Origin of the sequence: Streptomyces otsuchiensis (assembly GCF_004305975.1) — a bacterium.
GTDB lineage: Bacteria > Actinomycetota > Actinomycetes > Streptomycetales > Streptomycetaceae > Streptomyces > Streptomyces otsuchiensis.
This window is the reverse complement of sequence record NZ_BHZI01000614.1, coordinates 1-420: the sequence shown is the minus strand read 5'-3', so window position 1 is coordinate 420 and position 420 is coordinate 1. Positions and strand designations below refer to the sequence as shown.

The window sequence follows — 420 nt, the reverse complement described above, 5'->3', positions numbered from 1 at the left end:
GGGCCGGTGGCAGGAGGCCGGGGTCTTCGACAGGCTGCACCGCCTGCTGCTGGCCGAACTGCACGCCGCAGGAGAGCTGGACTGGTCCCGGGCCTGTGTGGACGCCTCCCACATCCGGGCGAAAAAAGGGGCGCCGGGACCGGCCCGTCGCCGGTCGACCGGGGGAAGACGGGCAGTAAACACCACCTGATCTGCGACGGGCACGGCACACCACTGAAGGTGATCACCACCGGCGGCAACGTCAACGACGTCACCCAGACCCTCGCCCTCGTGGACGGCATTCCCCCCGTCGCCGGCCGCCCCGGCCGCCCCCGCAAACGACCCGACGCGCTCCTTGGCGACAAGGGCTACGACAGCAACCCCAACCGCCGCGAACTGCGAAGACGCCGCATCCTCCCGGTCATCTCCCGCAAAGGCCAG

General features: G+C 70.7%; 1 pseudogene. It reads left to right on the top strand.

Annotation, left to right across the window (positions count from 1 at the left end):
* Positions 1–420, top strand: a pseudogene (locus E0D90_RS26090) (transposase); the annotation flags it as partial.